Here is a 19,536-nt window from a genome sequence, read left to right as displayed (position 1 = left end):
TGCCTAGGACAAGATTTGAACTTGCACAGTTGTAATAACTACTTGGATCTGAACCAAGCGCGTATACCAATTTCGCCACCTAGGCATATATTTAAAAATATTACTATAATTAAAAATAAACAACAATTAGAAAGAATAAATTAATAAATATATTTAAACTTTTCTATAAATTCACTTGATTGAAAATCGAATGCAATATAGTGTTATGTTTATGAGTATTAGAGTATTATTTTTAGGGGAAATAGTAGGTCGTCCAGGCACAACAGTAATAAAAAAATTACTTAAAAAAGAAGTCCAATCAAGAAATATTGATTTAGTAATAGCTAATGGTGAAGGTGTAACCAATGGCTTTGGAATTGGTAAAAATCATTCTATCATGATTCACAAAGCTGGTGTTGATGTAATTACTGGTGGTGAAAAAATATATTACAAGATTGATATGGTAGATTTCTTAGATAAAAATAATTTTATTATACGTCCTATCAATTATCCTGTTAACAATCCTGGCAAAGGGATTAAATATATAACAATTAATGAAAAGAAAATTGCAATAATCAATGTTCTTGGAAATAGTGATTTCCCAAGAACGCATTTATCAAACGCATTTTTAGTGGTAAATAGTTTGGTTGATAAATTAAAGAAAGACCAAGACATAGTATTAGTACAATTTCATGCATCTACAACTGCAGAGAAAAATACTATGGGTTATTTATTAAACGGAAGAGCTACCGCTGTAATTGGAACGCATTGTAAAGCAATAACAAGTGATTGTAGAGTTCTAGATAAAGGCACAGCATATATTACTGATAATGGTATGGTTGGATCTACTAATAGTGTTGGTGGGTTTGAAAGCAGTGTAGAAATCAAGAAATTCTTAAATGCAATACCGACAAGATCTAAAGAAAGTTGGGATAGATTACAAATGCAAGGTGTTATTGTAGATATTGATGAAGAAAGCAATATGGCAAGTGATATCGAAACAATAATACTTGATTTAGAATTAGAAGAAGAAAAATAAAATGTACGAAATTGTAGAAGTTATTAAAAATAATGAAAATAAATTTATAGAAGTAGCATGTCCAAGTGATACTTGTACACACTGTAGTGGATCAATGTTTTGCAATGTAAAAGGAAAAACTTTCACCGCTAAAGTTCCAAAGAACTTTGAAAAAATAGAAATTGGAGATCGAATAAAAATATATTTACCTCCAGCTAGAACAATATCAACTTCGTTTATAACATTAATGGTTCCACTACTAATGTTTCCATTATTCTTTTTATTATCACCTTTTAAAAGTGAAGGTTACCAATTTCTTTTTGGTATTTTAGGTATTATACTAGGCTTTATAGGGGTTGGTATTTATTTTAAAGTAAATAAAAATAAGTATTATCCTAAAGTTATAGAAAAAATCAGTGAATAATTAATATAAGAAAAGAGGAGAGTTTTGTGAAACATAAGAATATTATTATCTCAATAATTATTATAGTTTTATTTAGCTCTTGTTCTTTCATAAATGAAAATGAAGAAAAAACTTCCCCTATTGAACATGCGGATTTAATTCTAAATAATGCTATATATAAAGTTAGATTGTCACAAGATATGGAGATTGAATTCACATCTAGAAACATAGAATTCTATAATAAAAAAGAAAAAACATTAATTGAAGATGTTTCTTTCAAAGTTACAGATAATGATAAAGTTTTAATAGCTGAAGGTTCATGCAAAACTATCAATGTTGATAATGATAATAATAATTTAGAGTTAATAGATGATGTAGTTATTGATATTAAAAATCCATCCCTTATAATAAAATGTGATAAAATAGATTGGAATAATAAGGATAATCTTTTAAATACAGATGCTGATGTAAATGTAGTTAGTGAATATGGTCTATTTCTTGGAACAGGACTTTCAGCTAATTTAAATACAAAATATTTTGAATTTAAAGAAATCCAAAAAGGAGAATTATATGAAGAAACAAATTAATATAATCATCATTCTTCTTTTCATAAATATTGCAGCATATGCAAGTAATATTAATTTTAATTCAGGATATACTACTCTATCAATGCAAGAAGGAAATAAAAAAGTTTCTCTTTCTAATTCAGCATATGTTCAAATTGATGATTTAGAAATAACAGCAGAACAAATCACTTTATCTGGCGAAGATTATAAATATGTTGAATGCGTTGAAAATATAACTTTTTATGATAGGGAAAATGAAATAACACTTAAATGCTCTAGCTTAAAATATAACCAAGAAACTCAAGTATTAGTTATAAATGGTTGGAATGAAATAAATGATACTAAAAATAGTATTTATGCTACTTCTTCATATTTAGAATATAATTTAGATGCTATGACATTAGATTTAATGATAGAAGTAAAACTATTACATGATAGTGATGATAAAATTATGAAATGTAATAGCGATACTTTGCGATTTGATTTAGACAATAACATTTTATCCTTATTAGGTAGTTCAAAAGTAGATTGGGATTCAAATACTTATCAAGCGAATGCTATGACAATTAATCTGAACAATAATGATATCTCCATGGATGGAAATATTGAAGCTAATATCTATACTAACTAACAAAACTCCCCCTATAAACTTCGTTTATTTACATAGTAGTTTTTTTTATTGCATGTTATAATAAAGTAAATTTTATTAGGAGGAAGCCTTAAATAGGTATAAAAAGATGAAACATATTTTAACCATTGAAAATCTTGAAAAATATTATGGCAAAAAACATGTTGTAAAAAAAATATCTTTTTCTATGGAAAGTGGACAAGTTATAGGATTACTTGGACCTAATGGTGCTGGAAAAACAACAACTTTTTATATGATAGTTGGATTTATTAAAGCAAATTCAGGTAAGATTTTTCTAGACGAAAGAGAAATCACATCTTTAGCTATGCATAAAAGAGCAAAAGCTGGCCTATCCTACTTACCACAAGAGGCTTCTATATTTAGAAAATTAACAGTAGAAAATAACATTAAATTAGTTATCCAAAATAGAGATGATTTAAATGATCAAGAAAAAAGCGACTTATTAGAAAAATTAATTTCAGATTTTGGGTTAAATGAAATAAAAAAACAGCCAGGATACACTTTATCAGGGGGAGAGAGAAGAAGAACAGAGATTGCAAGATCGCTTGCAACAAACCCATATTTTCTTTTACTTGATGAACCTTTTGCTGGAATAGATCCAAAGGCAGTAAGCGATATTAAAATAATAATAAGAGACTTAAGCAAAAAAGGTATTGGTATATTATTAACCGACCATAATGTTCGTGATACTTTATCAATTACACATAGCTCTCATATAATAAATAATGGAACACTATTAACAAGTGGAGATAAAAAAACATTATTAGAAAATGAAGAAGCAAAAGAAATCTATTTTGGATCTACTTTTGAGGAGGATTACTAATGGGACTCTCTTTAGAACTAGGTACAAAACAAACATTATCACTATCTCCTTTAATGATGCAAAGGCTTGAAACATTAGCTCTTCCTTTAACTGAATTACAAGCTAAAGTACAAGAAGCAATAGAAAGCAACCCCGCTTTAGAAATACCAAGCTCAACAGATCAATCATTAGATATAATAAGAAATGATATACCACAAAAAACAAAAGGGGATGATTTATCAGACTCCTCTGAATATGGTTCTGATAATCAAGGTGTTTATGATAGAGAAGCAAGCGATAGAAAACAAAAGTTTATTGAAAACACACTAAGCACTAGTGAAACTTTAATAGACCACTTCATTGATGCACTTCATTTAGATAATCTAACTGATGAAGAAAAAGAAATGGGCGAGATCTTAATTTCAAACCTTGATACCACAGGTTTTAACAATATAGATCCACATTTATTAATCGAAGGTGAAATAAAAAATAGTTTATTAAATAATCTTAGTCAAAGTGAAAAAGAAGATTTGCTTGTTAAAATGCAAGAGAAAATACAAGGATATGAACCAGAAGGTTGTTGTTGTGAAGATTTTAGAGAATCTCTTTGTATTCAAGCTAAACTAAAGGGATTAAAAAAATACTTATTACCTACCTTTGAAAAATTAATCTACAATGAATTACAAAACATTCGTAGCAAAAAAATAAAGAAAGTATTAACTAATTTAAAAATAGATGAAGAAACATATGAATATTTATATTCGTTTTTACAAACATTAAATCCTTTTCCTGGATCTCAATTTGATAATGGAATAAGAGAATATGTAATTCCAGATTTAGCTATACATGTAATAGAGGGTAAAATTGAATTAGAAACTAGTTCAAATAATCTACCGAATCTTACAATAAGCAGAGACTTTATTAATCTTGCAAAAGAAATAGATGATCCAGCCACTAAAAAATATATAAAAGAGCAAGCAATTAATGCTAAAGAGTTAATCAATCAAATAGAGATGCGTAACAAAAATCTATTTAAACTTGGAACAATTTTAATAGAAAGACAGAGTGAATTTTTCTTTAAAGGTCCATTATATTTAAAACCATTAACTCAAAAAGAAGTAGCAGTAGAAATGGAAGTTCATGAAACAACCGTTTCAAGATTAGCTTCTTCAAAATGGCTTGATAGCGATTGGGGAATTATCCCAATTAAAAACTTATTCTCGAATGCAGTAAATGATGCTAATTCAAAAACTTCTATAAAGGAAAGAATTAAGCAAATTATTAATGATTATGATGGTACAAAAAAACTGAGTGATCAAAAAATTGCTGATAAATTGAATGAAGAAGGAATAAAAATAGCAAGAAGAACAGTTTCTAAATATAGAAAAGAACTAAATATTGATTCAACATTCTTAAGAGGATAATTCTCTTATTAAATATATCTAATTGATAGAGATGAAAAAAGAACTGGAAAAATCCCAGTTCTTTATCTTTAAAATATCAAATCTAATCACTAAATCCATCAGGGAATTCAGGTCTTGTTTTTTTATGGTTTTTCACCTTTCCTTTTTCTCTTTTTGCAGCAGTTGATATCTTATCCACAATTATTTCAATACCTTCATATAGTTCATAACAATCTAAACTAATAGTTTTTCGTGTACCCCAATTGAAATGTAAGTGAGCATCAACATGGAAGCCTTGACCTACTTTTTCTTTTGTCATCACAATTTCTAAATCTTGAATTGAATTATCAGCAAATTGAATCTTTTCTAATTTCTTATCTAAAAACTCTACTGTTTTTTCACTTGGACTGTAATGTACACCTTTGTATTTTATATTCATGTATTACTTGCCTTTTACTTTACATAAAAAGCATCCTCCTATCTTTAAAATTTAAAAAAAGTCCAACGGACTCTGCTGCTTAATAATTATAAAAATATAATTATTTATAAAAAAAATTACTTAGCGTTAACACCCTCTCTTTGTCACATTTTTATCGATTTATTTAATGAATTTTCATTAAAAACTATCATTGTATATATATAAATTACCCCTGAAATCTATAAAAGTCAAATCAAATAAATGAAGTTTTTCTTTTCAAGAGCAAATGAGAATAGTAAAAATCTATATAAATTATTAGGAGAACTAAATTTAATTTATTTTCATTTAGAAAAAAATAATTTTATTTATAAAATATTAATTATTCCCAAATTAATCTTTTTTTAAACAATAAAAGTTAAGGTTGCTATTGAATGAAATATATTATTTTAACATTACATTCATAATCACCTGCAGGTAATTCTTCTTTCCCTTCCCAATATAGATAAAAATCTCTTATAGTTAAATCTTTATTTAAACCAGCATTTAAAATACTTAATGATTCATTATATTTAACTTCAGGGTATATTTTGGAATCATAAACTTCATCATCATTTATAGTAGTTTTAAAATTATAAGGTCTTACATAAACATAAATGCTTAAATCTTTATTCAAATTACTATTTGCATTTATTCTAAAGTTTTTAGTTTTTCCACTTTCAGTTAATGGGGTATCAATATTTATAGAATATTTTGTAGTTTCATCTTCAATTAGTTTATCATTGTAATATAATTCATATTCAACCGAAGTTTCTTCTATTGAAGAGTTTAAATTTACTGTTGAATTTTTACCACCAGTCTCTGCAGCAACAATTGGCAATGCAAGCATAATTAAAATTAATAAAATAAATAATTTCTTCAAAACCTACCCCTAATATAGTTTTGTTTTCGCAAAATTTAATATAGAAATAATTATTTATCCTAAATTAAACTTATTTGTATAAAAAAACTAAACTATTTTACAGTAGCAATCAATACTAATACACTTAATATCATAATAAAAAAAGTTTTTATATTTTCTTCTATAATAAGTAAATATATAAAACAATCATTCTAAAAGATTAATAATTAATTAAATTACAAATATTTAAAAATCAAAAACAATCAAATAATTCCTAATAAAATGAAACTCTTTATATTCATAAATGTGTACATTTGTTAATGTTCTTCTTTAAAATTATAAAATTTTATGATATTCTAAATATCAAGTGGAGGTATAAATATGACGAGCTGCACAATACTCGAATTATTAGATATTGATTTAAAAGAACACAACAAATTGCAACTTTCATGTATTGCAGGAAGAAGTGGTCTAGCTAATAAAATATCTAGCAGTAAGATAAGTAGACCAGGTCTACCTCTTTCGGGATTTTTTGAAGCTTTTGCTGGAAATGCTGTCCAAATATTTGGTCATGGTGAACAAAGCTATTTAGATATGCTAGAAGAAAATAATGATTATAGTAATATTGAAAGATTATTTTCTTACAATGTACCATGTTGTATTTTTACACATAATTATACTCCAAACGATAAATTTATTGAATTAGCTGAAGAAACAGGAACCCCTCTACTTAAAACCCCTCTTATTTCTTCTGATTTTTCAAGACATATTTATCAAATGCTTGATGATTTATTCGCACCTACACAAACAATACACGGAGTATTTGTAGAAGTTTATGGTATCGGTGTTTTAATTACAGGTGATAGTGGCGTTGGAAAAAGTGAAACTGCATTAGAATTAATTGAAAGAGGTCACAGACTTATTAGTGATGATACTGTTAAACTTAGAAATATAAGTAGTTCATTTTTAGTTGGTAGTGGGGAGAACCCTATGCTAGCACACCATATGGAAATAAGAGGAATTGGAATAATAAATCTTGCTAATATATTTGGTGTTGGAGCTATAAGAGACAAAAAACAAGTTCAATTAATAGTTCATCTTGAAGAATGGGACTCGAACAAAAACTATGATAGAGTCGGTGAAGATTCTATGAAAGCTTCATTCTTAGGAATTGAAATACCAAAACTAGAAATTCCTGTAAAACCTGGTAGGAATATACCTATCATTATTGAAACCGCTGCTAGAAATGAAAGATTAAAACAACTAGGTTATCATTCTGCAAAAGAATTTGACCAAAGTGTATTAAAATGGTTTGAATCAGAATCAGCAAAAAAAATGTATTATATAAATGAGGAGAGCACCTTATAGATGGTAAGTAAAATTTTAACTGTAAGGAATAGAGCAGGTATTCATGCACGCCCTGCTGCTATGATTGTGAAAGTTGCTAATAAATATAAAAGCGAACTTTATATGGAAAAAGAAGATATAAAAATTAATGGAAAATCCATTATGGGCGTTATCACATTAGGAGCAGGCTTCAAAAGTGAAATAAAAATATCTTGTGAAGGTGAAGATGAAATAGAAATGGCAGATGCATTAGAACAACTTTTTGAAAATAGATTTGAACAATAACTGCTATTTATTATATGGGAGAACAAGTTTAACTACTTGATTGATACTAAGGAGGGGAGTTTTAATATCACTTATTAAAACGATTACTAATTATGAAAAAACTTACAGATAGACAAATTCAAGTTGCACAATATATCAGAGACTATATGAGAGAATATCGATACAGCCCATCTGTTAGAGATATAAGTAATTACTTTAATTTCTCTGTTAAAGCTGCACATGATCACGTACGCGCTTTAGAAAGTAAAAATATAATTAAAACTACCCAAGGTATCTCAAGATCGATTGAGATAATTGATGCAAGATTTACTCCATTTCAAGACATGCTAGAGATTCCTGTTTATAGCACAACTGAATCTGGAAGTTTATCTAAAGTCCCTGATTATAATATTTCATGTTCTGTATCAATGATTCCTTGTACACCCAATGATGAATTTTTTGCAATATTAGTTCCAGATGATTCAATGGATAACGCAGGAATATATTTTGGAGACTTAGCTGTAATTAAGAAATGTAAAAATGCAGTAGATGGAGATATTGTATTAGCAGATATCCCAGAGATTGGATTAACACTTAAATATTACCATAGTGGAGAAGATAGAGTAACTCTTCTTCCGGCTAATAGTTCTTATCATCCAATTTATACAACTCAATTGCAATTAGCTGGTACCCTAGCCTTAATATCAAGACAATATAGGAAACGTGGTGAGTAATATTAAATTATTTTTAGGTCCTGAAATTGGAACTAAAGACGATAAAATTAAACAAGAACTAAATAATTTGAGGAGAAAATATTCTCCTGAAGTTGAAATAAAAAAATACTATAGTTTTGAATTAAATGAAGATGAAATGTATGTTGAATTAAATAATCCAAGCTTATTTAATCCTCATACATTAATTGTTTTATATGCAATTGATCAATTAAATTCCCAACAAGCAGAAAACCTAATCTCATATATAAAAAATCCAAGTGATAGTGCTACATTAATTTTAGAAAGTGAATTATTTTCTTTAAAAAGCCCATTAACAAAGGCTTCTAAATTAATAAGTAAATCAGATACTAGTACTTTTTATCCATTGACGGAAAATGATTTAGTATATTTTGTAAAAAATTTCTTTAAACAAAATAAATTACAAATTACTAATGAAGCAATTAATTTACTATTAGAATTAGTAGATAATAATACTCTTGAATTAAAAATAATATGTAATCAATTAGCTTTTTTCTTTAATGTAAATAGAAAGGATAATAATACTATTGATGAAATGGATATTCAAAAATATGTTCATCACAGTAAAAATGAGAATTCATTTACACTTTTAGAAATGATATTTAATCTAAAATTAAAAGAAGCTATTGAAATCTCACATGTATTATTAGAAAGAGATGCAACTTTTGCATACACTTTAACTGGTGGATTATTATGGGGATTTAGAAGATTACTCAGCATTCTAGAAAGCATAGAAACTGGAAATTCATCATATCAAGCAATGCAAAATGCAACAGTTATGGGAATGAAAAAAGCTGTTTATAGAAAAGATGAATTAGCTTTATACAATAATGCAATTAGAAATTATAAAGTTGATGATTGCAGAAAAATTATATCATTACTAATTGATAGTGATGTTAACATTAGAACTAATACTGGTGATTTGTTAGCACTAGAAATAGAACAATTATTATACAAAATAATAATAAAGAAAGGAAAGAGTTCTATTAAATTAGAAAATATCTCACTAATGAATAAATTATAAAGAGAGTTTTTCCTTCAACCTTTTAGCAACTGGAAGTGGTATATTGGCTTTTTTAGATATTTCAATTTCACTATGATTTAAAATTTCATCAACACTTCCATATATTTGCATTAATCTTTTTGATCTATCTTTGCCAATACCTTTTACATCTTCTAATAATCTAAATGCTACTTCTTTACTTCTAAGATTTTGATTAGCTGAGGTTGCAAATCTATGACATTCATCTCTAACAGCAATTAATGTTTGAAGAGCTAATGAATCTTCCCTCAATCTTAATGGAGCTCTCTCATCACTAAAAACTATTTCTTCAAAGCGTTTTGCCAAACCAACAACTGGAATTTCACTTAGTCCCAAATCATCTAGAATTTCACTAACAGCATTTACTTGACCTTTCCCTCCATCAATTAATATTAATGATGGTCGCTCTAAATTATCATTTAAAACTCTAGAATATCTTCTTGCAGCAGCTTCTCTCATAGCTTCAAAATCATCGATTTTACCTTCTAAGCTTTTTATATTAAATCTGCGATAATTTGATTTATCAGGATTCCCATTTCTAAATGAAATTAATGAGGCTACAGTATATTTTCCTGAAAGTTGTGCAATATCAAATCCTTCAATAAGAGATGGAAGATCTTCTAAATCTAAGACTTGTTTTAATTCTTCTAATGCACTTGAGTTATCTTTATTCTTTAATCTCTTTTCTACATCTCTAGAAGCATTTTCACTTGCCATTCTTAAAATTCTATAGTGTTTTCCTTCATAAGGAATATCTACTTTTAAATTAACTTTTAACTCTTCTCTAAAGAATTTTTCAATATGCTCATTATTAATATCATGAGATATATATAATTGGTTCGGTAATTTTAATCCATCTGAATAATATCGAATTAAAAAAGCTAATAAAGAATCTGTCTCATTCCCTAAAGTTGTTCCTCTATAAAGAGCTCTACCCATTAAAGCACCATCTCTCATCTGCATAATACTTACAGTATATAATGGCCCTCTCATTTCAATAGCAGCATAATCTCTTTTTTCTTCATTAAAATCAATAGCTTGTTGATTAACATTGATAGTTAAAAGAGCTTGAAGTAAATCTCGTTTCTTTGCAGCATTTTCAAAATCTAATTCTTTGGAAAAATTAAGCATTTCTTTTTCAGTTTGTTTAATTAGCTTCTCATTATCTCCAGATAAAAGCTTTTTAACTTCATTTATATATTTAGCATAATCTTCTTTTGATATTTTCCCACAACAAGGAGCTTTACATCTTCCAATGTGATAATACAAACAAGGATTAGACCTTTTTTTAAGTGGAGACGCACATTTTCTTATTGGATATAATTTATCAATCAAATCTAAATAAGTTTGTAAACTTGAAACACCGGGAAACGGCCCATAATAAGAAGAGCCATCTTGAATAATACGTCTTGTCTTAAAGACTTTGGGAAAATCCTCTTTTGTTACTCTTATAACTGGATAACTTTTCCCATCTTTTAAATCTAAATTATAATGTGGATTGTATTTTTTTATTAAAGTATTTTCTAAAACTAAAGCTTCATATTCATTTCCAGTAATAATATGCTCAATTTTCTTTATCTTTTTTACTAATGCTGTAGTCTTAGCATCTCTATTAGTTAAAAAATAGCTTGTAACTCTTTTTCTTAAGTCTTTAGCTTTTCCAATATATATAATCTTATTGGTTTTATCACGCATGAGATATACCCCACTATTGTGGGGCAATTCTTTAGCTTGATCTTTTGGATCTAAGAATTCTTCACTTACTTTTTCTCCTAAAGAAGTTACTTCAGAATTAATCTCATCTTTCATTTTTCTATAATAATTTTCCTTCGAAAATTTGTTTGCTTCTTCCTTTTAAAGGACAGTCTTTTCCTTCAAGCATGTCTTTTAAAGCTTCTCTTTCTTTCATCGATAAATTAACTGAACCTAATTTATGATTTTTAAATGCTTCAACTGCTATAGGACAAACTTTTTCTATCATATCTAAAATTACTTCTGCATAAGCTCTAATTTCATATTGAGCATGGCTATCTAATCTCAATTCTAAGAAATGAAATAGATTTCTTAAATCCATTTGCCAATACCACTGAGTGTATAAAGAAAGAGGTAAATCTATTCTAGCTAATTCTCTAGCTATTCCCATATCTAAAAGTTCATGATAATTTTCAAAAATAATCTTTTGATCTTCTTCAAATTTAGCTAAAACTTTTTCTGCAGTTTCTATATCTACACATTCAGTTTTTCTACCTTGTTTATTATCAAGAGATTGAAGATTAATATGCTGTGTATCAGGTCTATAACATTCATCACTCATAACTGAATATCTGCCAGAAATTTCATTCACACGACCAGTTCTGTGTCTGATCCATTGTCTTGCAACAAAAATTGGCATCTTTACATGAAAAGTAAAATTAACTTGTTCAAATGGAGAAGAGTGATCATTTCTTAATAAATAATTAATCAAACCTTTATCTTCTCTATAACTCTTTGTTCCATCTCCATAAGAAATTCTTGCAGATTGAACTATTCTGCTATCACTACCACAATAATCAACTAGTCTAATAAAGCCTTTATCTAGTACTTTATATTCTTTATCTAGTATTTTTTCTGCTTCTTCAACTACACAATGGGCCATATATCTCTCCTATTTTTTAAATCAAATTCATTCTTGAAAGAGTCAGTGTAATAGCTGCACATGCAGCAGTTTCACTTCTCAACACTCTATTTCCTAATGTAAAAGATGTAAAGTTATTATCGATAAATAAGTCTCTTTCTCTATTAGAAAATCCTCTTTCAGGACCAATAGCAATAACAGTTTTGTTGTTTTTTACTGTATAGGTTTTTAAACTATCACCTTTAATTACATTATCTAATAACACTTTATCATAAGATGTGTCAAACAACTTTAATGCTTCATTAAGATTTTTAACACACTTAACTTCACTTATAGGGGTTTCAGCCGCTTGCATTGCTCCATCTATTAATACTTTTCTATATTCTTCTTTTACATAAAAATTAGATCTTGCATAAGATTTTTCACCTGTATCAGAGTTAAATAGGACTATAGTTTCAACTCCAAGAGATATTGCTTCTCTAAATATTCTTTTCATGCAAATTGGTCTTACATAAGAAATTAATAAAGTTAAAGGATATAATTTTTTTATCTCTTCATCATTTTCTTTAAAAGAAAACCTAATATATTCTTTATTTATTTCAATAATAGTTGCTATACCTTTTTTAGAATTAATAACACCAGCTGAAAAAGAATCACCTTCTTTTAATTTTAATATTTTTTTTATATGTCTAGCTCTTTCATCTTTCATATCTAAAAGATTCTCAGCTTCTAATTTTTCAAATAAAATAATGTTCATAACTTTATAAATGATACATAATTTTGCCTTATGCCGCAATTATAAATTACTAATTAACAAAAAAAAAGCTACCAAGTTTTAATATGCTTAGTAGCTAATATAATAAAAAATATATTAAATAACCTTAATTTCTTTTCCTATTTTTATAAAAGCTCTGATAGCCTTATCTAATTGATCTTTTGTGTGAACTGCTGATAATTGAACTCTTATCCTAGCTTTGTTTAAAGGAACAACTGGATATGTAAAACCAATTACATAAACACCTTCCTCTAATAGTCTTTCACTCATTTTTATAGCAGTTACTTCATCATATAACATAACAGGAACAATAGCTGTATCACCTTTTACTAAATCAAAACCAGCAGTTTCCATTTTTTCTCTAAAATATATAGCATTTTCCATAGTTTTTTCTCTATATGGATTATCATTTTCTATTAACTCTAAAACTTTAATTGTTCCTCCTGCTATTGCAGGTGCTAGAGTATTAGAAAATAAATATGGTCTTGCATGTTGTCTAAATAAATCTATTAAACATTGTTTTCCTGAAATACAACCTCCACTAGCTCCGCCTAAAGCTTTACCAAAAGTTGTAGAAATCAAATCAACTTCAACACCACAATATTCAGGTGTTCCTCTACCCGTTTTACCGATATAACCAGTTGCATGAGAATCATCTACCATTACTATTGCTTGGTATTTATTAGCTAAATTAACAATTTCTTTCAATTTAGCTATATCTCCATCCATAGAAAAAACGCCATCTGTTGCAATCAATTTTCTTTTACTATCTTTACTTTCAATTAAGCATCTCTCTAAATCTTTTATATTACTATGTTTGTATCTATATCTTTGTGCCTTACATAATCTAACGCCATCAATTATAGATGCATGATTTAATTCATCACTAATAATAGCATCTTCTTTTTTCAATAAAGGCTCAAATAATGCCCCATTTGCATCAAAACATGAAGAAAAAAGAATTGTATCATCAGTATTTAAAAAAGAACTCATCTTTTTTTCTAAATCTTTATGTATTTTTTGAGTACCACAAATAAAGCGAACTGAAGATAGGCCATATCCCCAAGAATCTAATGCTTTTTTACTAGCTTCAATTACTTCTTTATTATCACTTAAACCTAAGTAATTATTAGCACAAAAGTTTAAAACTTTTTTACCATCATTTACAGTTATTTCACCTCTTTGAGGAGATTGTAAAATTCTCTCGTCTTTACTTAAACCTTTTGTTTTTAAATCATCTAAATAATCATTAATTTCCCCTTCAAGATGCTTGATCATGATTAATCCTCCTTGAAATTTGATTTAACATTTCACTTACCATCATTTCTAGATTAAATTTTGGATTATAATTCCAATCTTCTCTAGCTGTTTTATCATCTAATTTATTTGGCCATGAATCTGCAATTGCTTGTTTTATAGGATCTATATTATATTCCATTTTAAAGGATGGAATATGTTTTTGAATCTCTTTAGCTATTTGCTCTGGAGTAAAACTCATTGCTGTAATGTTATAAGCATTTCTATGTTTCAATTTCGATTCATCAGCTCTCATTAAATCTATTATAGCTTTAATAGCATCATCCATATATAACATATCCATATATGTATCTTTTTTTATTGGACATACATATCTTTTATTTTTAATTGCTTCATAAAAAATTTCAATTGCATAATCTGTTGTACCACCACCTGGAGGTGTTAAATAGCTAATTAATCCTGGAAATCTTACACCCCTTGTATCAACACCATATTTGCAATGATAATAATCACATAATAACTCTCCTGCAACTTTTGAAATCCCATATATTGTACATGGACGTTGGATTGTAACTTGAGGAGTATTATCTTTAGGTGTTGAATCACCAAAAGCTCCAATTGAAGAAGGTGTGAATACACTACATCTGTTTTCTTTTGCAATTTCTAAAACTGTAGTTAATCCATTAATATTAATATCCCATGCAAATTGGGGATTATTTTCCCCTCTAGCTGAAAGAATTGCAGCTAAATGAAATATAGTATCAATATCATTCTCTTTTACTATTTTAGAAAGTTTTTCTTTATCCCTACAATCAGAAATATAAAAAGGTCCTGAATTTATTAATTTTAAATTAACATCATTTCTTATATCTACTAATACTACTTTATTGATAGAATTATCATTCCTTAATACTAAAGCAAGTTCTGAGCCTAATTGCCCTAAAGCTCCTGTAATTAATACATTTTTCATATAAAAATCCTCACTGTTTTATATATTAAACACAAGTTCATTATATCAAACAATATCAAACACGCAAGGCTTATTTAGTTTTATTATACTGAATTTTTGTATAATATATCGAAAAATATACACCCATATTTAAATAGGTGTATATTTGTTTAGTAAAAATGTATATAATTTAAGCTCTATCGCTCATTTCAACAATATCTTTAAAGCGATTGATTCTCCAATCTTCAAAACTTAAACTAGTTAATCTCCAACTCCAATTTGAAGATCCACAAGTAGAAGGTGTATTCATCCGACTCTTAGAATCTAATTCTAAGAAGTCTTGCATTGGAAGAATTGCCCATTTACTATTAGTAAAAAACATATTTCTAATCATTTTAAAGACGATATCCTCATTACTACTTTCATAATATCTTCTAATTAAATCTTTAGTTCCATCATCTAATTTGTCAAACCAACCTCTTGTTGTATCATTATCATGTGTTCCTGTATAAACAACACTATTATAATTACAATGATGAGGTAAATAAGCATTTTTAGAATCTAATTTGCCATCTTTATACCCAAAAGCAAATTGTAATATCTTCATACCAGGAAGATTATTAAAATCCCTTAATTCTTCAACTTCTTCTGTTATTACACCTAAATCTTCAGCAATTAAGTTTAAATTATTTACAGATTTTTTTAAATGATCTAATAATAATTGACCAGGAGCTTTAACCCATTTTCCATTTAAAGCAGTTGTTTCAGAACTTAAAACTTCCCAATATGATTCTAAACCTCTAAAATGATCAATTCTAACAATATCACACATCTTCATAGTAGCTTCTATTCTTTTTGTCCACCATGCAAAATCAGTTTTTACATGTTTATCCCAATCATAAACAGGATTTCCCCATAGTTGACCTAAATCACTAAAAGCATCAGGTGGTACACCTGCTGAGTATATTTGTCTATAATCTTCATCCATTTTAAATAATTCAACATTTGTCCATGCATCTACACTATCACCTGCAACGAATATTGGAATATCCCCAATGATTTGAATATTTTTAGAATTAGCATATTCTTTTACTTTATGCCATTGCTTAAAGAAGAAATATTGAATTGCTTTTACTATTTCAATCTTTTCTTTATTTTCACTCTTTACTTTTGTGATTGCTGATTTCTTTCTCTTTTTTAAATCTTCATCCCAAGATAAAAACCATCTTGAATCATTAAATTTTTTAACTAAAATTGTATAAAGAGCATAATCATCTAACCAATACTTATTTTCTTTACAAAATTTATTAAAGTCTTTTTTATCTTCACTATCTAATAAAGATAAAGCTGCTTTTTCTAATAAGGGCTCTTTATATTCTCTTACAGCATTATAATCAATTCTATCTGTTAACATAAATGGATCAACAATTATATCACTTAACTCTAAATAACCATCAAAGGCTAGTAAAGTTAAATCAATCATTAATTCATTACCAGCAAAAGCACTCCTTGATGCATAAGGAGAATCTCCAAATCCAGTAGGCCCTAAAGGTAAGATTTGCCATAATGAAACTTTCATTTCACTTAATAAATCTATAAATTTTATAGCCTCATCACCTAAACTTCCAATACCATGCCTTGAAGGCAAAGATGTTGGATGTAATAAAATTCCACAATTTCTTTCTTCTGTTTTCATAAATGTTATTCTAATAAAAAAAGTATTTTTTGGCTATTAATACCATGTTGTATTATAGTAAAAAATAGAGTATAATACTTAAGTTATGAGTGCAAATAAAATAGATACACAATTTGTTATTGGTGAACACGTAGTATACCCTCTTCAGGGTGTAGGAATTATTAAAAGAATCGAAGAAAGAAATTTTAGAGGAACCCCTACCCTTTACTATGTAATTTACCTAGACATTTCTGATATGACGGTTATGATACCTGTTGCTAAATCCGATGAAATGGGAATTAGAGGCATTGTTCAAAAGAAAGAAGCAATGGAAGCAATTAATTCTATTTCAAAAGAATATAAACAACCTCCAGTAGACTGGAAAGCAAGATATCAAATGAATGTAGATCTTCTTAAAGAAGGTTCTATTACTTCAATTGCTAAAGTTGTTCAAACTCTTTATCATAGATCAAAAGTAAAAGAACTTCCTGTTCAAGAAAGACGTTTATATGATAGCGCTCTTAGAATTTTAATTGATGAAGCAGCTTATTCTTTAGATAAAGAAAAAGATGAAATTCAAATGTTAATTTTCAGTAAATTAGAATAATATGTCATTCCCTAATTTTTGTGCAATAATTACAGCTGCAGGTAGTAGCTCTAGATTTAATAATGGTATTGAAACACCAATTAAAAAAGAATACTTAAAAATTAACGAACACACTGTTTTATATAATTCAGTTGTTCCTTTTCTCTCTATTCCGAATTTACAAGCAATTATTATTACAACACCTAAAGATACTAAAAGTGATACACTTGTAGCATTAGAAGAATTAGGGGACAGATGTCCTGTTCCTTTAATTTTCTGTGATGGTGGAAATACTCGTCAAGAAAGTGTTTATAATGCTCTTAAAATGTTAAAAACCTTAAACTTGCCTATTTCTTTTGCAGCTATTCATGATGGAGCTAGATGTTTTGTTACTCCTGAGTTAATAATAAGAACATTAGCAAGTGCTAATGTATTTGGTGGATGTGCTCCAGTAATACCTATTACTGATTCAATAAAAGAAATTGGGCCTGATGGTATTATTAAAAAACATTTAGATAGAAGAACCATTTTTGGAATTCAAACTCCACAAATTTTTAAATTCCCAGAAATTCTAGAAGCACACGAAAATGCTGATGAATTTAAAACATACAATGATGACACTGAAATATTTAGTGATTATAATTTGACTGTTGGTGCTTGTAAGGGAGATATTAATAATATAAAGATAACTTATTTAGATGATATACCTGATGCAAAAAACCAAATCGAAGAATATATTCAAGCTAAGAAAGAAGGTGAGAGCAAATATTCTAAAGATAAAGAATTTCGAACTTATTTAAATAAGATAGACAAGGATAATTAGTGAGAATAGGACAAGGTTTTGACCTTCATAGATTAGGAGAAAACAGAGATTTAATTATTGGAGGAGTGAAAGTCCCTAATAATAAAGGTGAAATTGCACACAGTGATGGTGATGTTTTAATTCATGCAATTATTGATGCAATTTTAGGAGCTAATGGTGCTCCTGATATTGGAACTCTTTTCCCTGATAATGATCCTAAATACAAAAATATTAATAGTGAAAAGCTATTATTAGAAACATTGAATAAATACCCAGTTGAAATTATTAACTTAGACAGTACTATAATTTTGCAAACTCCTAAACTTAAAGATTATATTCCTCAAATTAAAGACAATCTTGCTAAAATTTTATCAATTGACTCTTCAAGAATAGCCGTCAAAGCTAAAACTTCAGAAAAAATACTAGGTGAAGTTGGAACTGGCGATGCAATAATTGCACAATGCGTAATTCTTTTAGAAGAGCCTAAAGATTTATGGGTATAAAAAAAACTGTTTAATTGAAATATCAACAAAAAAACAGTTTAATCATTAAATACATTTACAAAAAACCTCCATACAAAATGGAGGTTTTATCAATATATTATCTGGAAATTAACATGGTTTTTGGATCTAGACTTACTTCGAGTGGTTTATCTATTACCTTATCATGTTCTTTAACAAGAGTCATTTTTACTTTATCCCCTGTATCATTCATTTTTAGTCCAATTAAAACATCAACATGTTCTAAATAAGGATTAACTGTTTCAGGTACACCAAATTCGTCATATTTTACATCTTCTCTGACAGGAGAAACACTGAACCATACTTCAACGTTTAATCTTGTAGCAAAATCTTTAATCTTTTGTACATCTTCAATATTAGCTGTAGTTAATTTATAACCATCAAATAAAATAGCATCCGCTTTGAAAGAACCAGCATTAATCAAAGTTTCTAAACTTGATAACACCTTATCTATAGATACTGTTTCTTGACTAAAATTCATTACAACACGATTTGACAATATTTCATCATAAACATTATTAGGTCGATCTAAATGACGTTTATCTGATACTTCTTGGAACACCTCCTTATACCAATTGATTACATGTTCTACATTGCCACTAAATGAAACGTGAATAACATGTTGGTCCCTAAATAGTTTATCTGTAGCTAAGTGTACTAAACAAGCCGTTTTACCAACTCCATGACGAGATACTAAAACTCCTAAATTGCCTCTACCTAAGCTTCCACCAATAGACTCTTCAAAGACCCTTAAAGGGCTGATTTTGGTTAATTCTTGAATTTCCATGTGCTCTACCTCCAAAATATCTTGATAAG

Annotated in this window: 22 protein-coding genes and 1 tRNA gene; 13 read left to right on the top strand and 10 right to left on the bottom strand. The window is 27.9% G+C overall.

The features are described from left to right. Positions 1-85 (bottom strand) — tRNA-Leu (locus ACPKM0_RS04505). Between the two features lie 126 nt (positions 86-211). Between ACPKM0_RS04505 and ACPKM0_RS04500 the strand changes: the two genes are divergently transcribed. The 6 genes from ACPKM0_RS04500 to rpoN all read left to right on the top strand — a co-directional run bounded on the left by ACPKM0_RS04500 (position 212) and on the right by rpoN (position 4,841). Beyond that, positions 212-1,018, top strand: coding sequence for a TIGR00282 family metallophosphoesterase (locus ACPKM0_RS04500; protein WP_472473714.1), 807 nt, complete (start codon positions 212-214; stop codon positions 1,016-1,018). Position 1,019: 1 nt separating this feature from the next. Continuing rightward, on the top strand, positions 1,020-1,421 hold the full coding sequence (locus ACPKM0_RS04495; RefSeq protein ID WP_472473712.1) for a SoxR reducing system RseC family protein: 402 nt from the start codon (positions 1,020-1,022) through the stop codon (positions 1,419-1,421). A 26-nt stretch (positions 1,422-1,447) separates the two neighbouring features. Next, a complete protein-coding gene (lptC, locus tag ACPKM0_RS04490; protein ID WP_472473710.1) occupies positions 1,448-1,987 on the top strand; it encodes an LPS export ABC transporter periplasmic protein LptC in 540 nt (179 codons plus the stop codon). Continuing rightward, entirely contained in the window at positions 1,971-2,597 is a 627-nt protein-coding gene (locus tag ACPKM0_RS04485; protein ID WP_472473708.1) for a hypothetical protein, read from the top strand. Before lptC ends, ACPKM0_RS04485 begins: the two co-directional genes overlap by 17 nt. 106 nt (positions 2,598-2,703) lie before the next feature. Next, positions 2,704-3,438, top strand: a complete 735-nt coding sequence (gene lptB / locus ACPKM0_RS04480; RefSeq protein ID WP_472473706.1) for an LPS export ABC transporter ATP-binding protein — start codon at positions 2,704-2,706, stop codon at positions 3,436-3,438. Then, on the top strand, positions 3,438-4,841 hold the full coding sequence (gene rpoN, locus ACPKM0_RS04475) for an RNA polymerase factor sigma-54 (protein WP_472473704.1): 1,404 nt from the start codon (positions 3,438-3,440) through the stop codon (positions 4,839-4,841). The genes lptB and rpoN overlap by 1 nt, the downstream gene beginning before the upstream one ends. An 82-nt stretch (positions 4,842-4,923) precedes the next feature. On the opposite strand, the gene ACPKM0_RS04470 is transcribed toward rpoN, so the two are convergent. Then, positions 4,924-5,259, bottom strand: a complete 336-nt coding sequence (locus tag ACPKM0_RS04470) for an HPF/RaiA family ribosome-associated protein (RefSeq protein ID WP_472473702.1) — start codon at positions 5,257-5,259, stop codon at positions 4,924-4,926. 403 nt (positions 5,260-5,662) lie between these two features. Further along, positions 5,663-6,157 (bottom strand): hypothetical protein, encoded by a 495-nt coding sequence (locus ACPKM0_RS04465; protein ID WP_472473700.1) that lies wholly within the window; start codon positions 6,155-6,157, stop codon positions 5,663-5,665. A 360-nt stretch (positions 6,158-6,517) separates the two neighbouring features. Here ACPKM0_RS04465 and hprK point away from each other — a divergent pair, with 360 nt between their 5' ends. From hprK to holA, 4 genes are all read left to right on the top strand, one after another. Then, complete coding sequence (gene hprK / locus ACPKM0_RS04460; protein ID WP_472473698.1) at positions 6,518-7,504, top strand: HPr(Ser) kinase/phosphatase; 987 nt, start codon at positions 6,518-6,520, stop codon at positions 7,502-7,504. After that, positions 7,505-7,768 carry an HPr family phosphocarrier protein gene (locus tag ACPKM0_RS04455; protein WP_472473696.1) on the top strand — a complete coding sequence of 88 codons (264 nt, stop codon included), beginning with the start codon at positions 7,505-7,507 and terminating at the stop codon, positions 7,766-7,768. 92 nt (positions 7,769-7,860) lie between these two features. Next, the gene (locus tag ACPKM0_RS04450) at positions 7,861-8,481 is read left to right on the top strand and encodes a LexA family protein (RefSeq protein WP_472473694.1); all 621 of its coding nucleotides are present in this window, start codon (positions 7,861-7,863) and stop codon (positions 8,479-8,481) included. Further along, positions 8,474-9,523: a DNA polymerase III subunit delta gene (gene holA / locus ACPKM0_RS04445; RefSeq protein WP_472473692.1), complete on the top strand. Its 1,050-nt coding sequence runs from the start codon at positions 8,474-8,476 to the stop codon at positions 9,521-9,523. Before ACPKM0_RS04450 ends, holA begins: the two co-directional genes overlap by 8 nt. Here the strand turns inward: holA and uvrC are convergent. From uvrC to malQ, 6 genes are all read right to left on the bottom strand, one after another. Beyond that, positions 9,518-11,350 carry an excinuclease ABC subunit UvrC gene (uvrC, locus tag ACPKM0_RS04440; RefSeq protein WP_472473690.1) on the bottom strand — a complete coding sequence of 611 codons (1,833 nt, stop codon included), beginning with the start codon at positions 11,348-11,350 and terminating at the stop codon, positions 9,518-9,520. The genes holA and uvrC overlap by 6 nt on opposite strands. A gap of 4 nt (positions 11,351-11,354) precedes the next feature. Continuing rightward, on the bottom strand, positions 11,355-12,176 hold the full coding sequence (gene thyX / locus ACPKM0_RS04435) for an FAD-dependent thymidylate synthase (protein WP_472473688.1): 822 nt from the start codon (positions 12,174-12,176) through the stop codon (positions 11,355-11,357). A gap of 16 nt (positions 12,177-12,192) precedes the next feature. Continuing rightward, complete coding sequence (locus ACPKM0_RS04430; RefSeq protein ID WP_472473686.1) at positions 12,193-12,912, bottom strand: 16S rRNA (uracil(1498)-N(3))-methyltransferase; 720 nt, start codon at positions 12,910-12,912, stop codon at positions 12,193-12,195. 114 nt (positions 12,913-13,026) lie between these two features. Next, positions 13,027-14,208, bottom strand: a complete 1,182-nt coding sequence (locus tag ACPKM0_RS04425) for a glycine C-acetyltransferase (protein WP_472473684.1) — start codon at positions 14,206-14,208, stop codon at positions 13,027-13,029. Then, positions 14,192-15,157, bottom strand: coding sequence for an L-threonine 3-dehydrogenase (locus tag ACPKM0_RS04420; RefSeq protein ID WP_472473682.1), 966 nt, complete (start codon positions 15,155-15,157; stop codon positions 14,192-14,194). The genes ACPKM0_RS04425 and ACPKM0_RS04420 overlap by 17 nt, the downstream gene beginning before the upstream one ends. A gap of 169 nt (positions 15,158-15,326) precedes the next feature. Then, entirely contained in the window at positions 15,327-16,832 is a 1,506-nt protein-coding gene (gene malQ / locus ACPKM0_RS04415; RefSeq protein WP_472473680.1) for a 4-alpha-glucanotransferase, read from the bottom strand. A gap of 85 nt (positions 16,833-16,917) precedes the next feature. Between malQ and ACPKM0_RS04410 the strand changes: the two genes are divergently transcribed. From ACPKM0_RS04410 to ispF, 3 genes are read left to right on the top strand one after another with little or no spacing between them, the layout of a single operon-like run. After that, positions 16,918-17,418 carry a CarD family transcriptional regulator gene (locus ACPKM0_RS04410; RefSeq protein ID WP_472473678.1) on the top strand — a complete coding sequence of 167 codons (501 nt, stop codon included), beginning with the start codon at positions 16,918-16,920 and terminating at the stop codon, positions 17,416-17,418. Position 17,419: 1 nt separating this feature from the next. Next, the gene (locus ACPKM0_RS04405) at positions 17,420-18,220 is read left to right on the top strand and encodes an IspD/TarI family cytidylyltransferase (RefSeq protein ID WP_472473677.1); all 801 of its coding nucleotides are present in this window, start codon (positions 17,420-17,422) and stop codon (positions 18,218-18,220) included. Beyond that, a complete protein-coding gene (gene ispF, locus ACPKM0_RS04400) occupies positions 18,220-18,702 on the top strand; it encodes a 2-C-methyl-D-erythritol 2,4-cyclodiphosphate synthase (protein WP_472473675.1) in 483 nt (160 codons plus the stop codon). Before ACPKM0_RS04405 ends, ispF begins: the two co-directional genes overlap by 1 nt. 97 nt (positions 18,703-18,799) lie before the next feature. On the opposite strand, the gene ACPKM0_RS04395 is transcribed toward ispF, so the two are convergent. Further along, on the bottom strand, positions 18,800-19,507 hold the full coding sequence (locus ACPKM0_RS04395) for a hypothetical protein (RefSeq protein ID WP_472473674.1): 708 nt from the start codon (positions 19,505-19,507) through the stop codon (positions 18,800-18,802). Positions 19,508-19,536: the final 29 nt, after the last annotated feature.

This window comes from Pleomorphochaeta sp. (genome assembly GCF_050031695.1).
Lineage (GTDB): Bacteria > Spirochaetota > Spirochaetia > Sphaerochaetales > Sphaerochaetaceae > Pleomorphochaeta.
Note: the sequence above shows the minus strand (reverse complement) of the source record. Positions and strands in the feature narration are given on the sequence as shown.

What these genes read in the sequence shown, in the direction of transcription:
- ACPKM0_RS04500 (WP_472473714.1), top strand. Translation starts at nt 212, where the DNA reads ATGAGTATTAGAGTATTATTTTTAGGGGAAATAGTAGGTCGTCCAGGC.
- ACPKM0_RS04495 (WP_472473712.1), top strand. Translation starts at nt 1,020, where the DNA reads ATGTACGAAATTGTAGAAGTTATTAAAAATAATGAAAATAAATTTATA.
- ACPKM0_RS04485 (WP_472473708.1), top strand. Translation starts at nt 1,971, where the DNA reads ATGAAGAAACAAATTAATATAATCATCATTCTTCTTTTCATAAATATT.
- lptB (WP_472473706.1), top strand. Translation starts at nt 2,704, where the DNA reads ATGAAACATATTTTAACCATTGAAAATCTTGAAAAATATTATGGCAAA.
- rpoN (WP_472473704.1), top strand. Translation starts at nt 3,438, where the DNA reads ATGGGACTCTCTTTAGAACTAGGTACAAAACAAACATTATCACTATCT.
- ACPKM0_RS04470 (WP_472473702.1), bottom strand. Translation starts at nt 5,259, where the DNA reads ATGAATATAAAATACAAAGGTGTACATTACAGTCCAAGTGAAAAAACA.
- hprK (WP_472473698.1), top strand. Translation starts at nt 6,518, where the DNA reads ATGACGAGCTGCACAATACTCGAATTATTAGATATTGATTTAAAAGAA.
- ACPKM0_RS04455 (WP_472473696.1), top strand. Translation starts at nt 7,505, where the DNA reads ATGGTAAGTAAAATTTTAACTGTAAGGAATAGAGCAGGTATTCATGCA.
- ACPKM0_RS04450 (WP_472473694.1), top strand. Translation starts at nt 7,861, where the DNA reads ATGAAAAAACTTACAGATAGACAAATTCAAGTTGCACAATATATCAGA.
- uvrC (WP_472473690.1), bottom strand. Translation starts at nt 11,350, where the DNA reads ATGAAAGATGAGATTAATTCTGAAGTAACTTCTTTAGGAGAAAAAGTA.
- thyX (WP_472473688.1), bottom strand. Translation starts at nt 12,176, where the DNA reads ATGGCCCATTGTGTAGTTGAAGAAGCAGAAAAAATACTAGATAAAGAA.
- ACPKM0_RS04430 (WP_472473686.1), bottom strand. Translation starts at nt 12,912, where the DNA reads ATGAACATTATTTTATTTGAAAAATTAGAAGCTGAGAATCTTTTAGAT.
- ACPKM0_RS04425 (WP_472473684.1), bottom strand. Translation starts at nt 14,208, where the DNA reads ATGATCAAGCATCTTGAAGGGGAAATTAATGATTATTTAGATGATTTA.
- ACPKM0_RS04420 (WP_472473682.1), bottom strand. Translation starts at nt 15,157, where the DNA reads ATGAAAAATGTATTAATTACAGGAGCTTTAGGGCAATTAGGCTCAGAA.
- malQ (WP_472473680.1), bottom strand. Translation starts at nt 16,832, where the DNA reads ATGAAAACAGAAGAAAGAAATTGTGGAATTTTATTACATCCAACATCT.
- ACPKM0_RS04410 (WP_472473678.1), top strand. Translation starts at nt 16,918, where the DNA reads ATGAGTGCAAATAAAATAGATACACAATTTGTTATTGGTGAACACGTA.
- ACPKM0_RS04405 (WP_472473677.1), top strand. Translation starts at nt 17,420, where the DNA reads ATGTCATTCCCTAATTTTTGTGCAATAATTACAGCTGCAGGTAGTAGC.
- ACPKM0_RS04395 (WP_472473674.1), bottom strand. Translation starts at nt 19,507, where the DNA reads ATGGAAATTCAAGAATTAACCAAAATCAGCCCTTTAAGGGTCTTTGAA.